Annotated in this window: 1 protein-coding gene; it reads right to left on the bottom strand. The window is 42.2% G+C overall.

Annotation, left to right across the window (positions count from 1 at the left end; translation table 11 throughout):
• On the bottom strand, nucleotides 1-507 hold a 507-nt coding region (locus tag ACTHUT_RS21730), incomplete at both ends, for an RHS repeat-associated core domain-containing protein (protein WP_440419888.1).

Genomic DNA, 507 nt, shown 5'->3' with positions numbered 1-507 from the left:
CCTTTGGGGCCTGTAATTCTGACAGTTGGTCCCTGAGCAGCATTGGATGTAGGAAATTTCACCTGTGCTGCGGGATTTGCACCATGCCCATGAACGGAATAAGTACCATCATTATATTTAAATCCACCGTTGGGGAATTTTTGAGGATCTGATTTCCATTGATTTTGCAAATTTTGTTTTTTAGCCCATGCCTGAATATCCTTATGATCTACTTTACCATTTTTTAAGAGTTTATCAGGGGATTTTGGTTTACCTAAGTTTTTGCATTTTCCAACACATTGTTTAGCAGCTTTATATCCCATCTTTCCTACTTTAGATAAGAGACTTATCGCTACTCTTCCAGCAACTAATAAGCCGGAAAGCAATGCGGGAATAAAAGCCCATAATCCCAACGGGTCAACCCACCCCTTTACATTCGGTGCAAACGCATACAGATTCTCCCCACCCAGCAACCCAATCGGGTCCTGATTAACAAACCGCCCTGCATCAGGTTCGTAATACCTGAAG

The organism is Neisseria sp. P0022.S010 (assembly GCF_051956635.1).
This window is presented reverse-complemented; position numbering and strand designations above follow the sequence as displayed.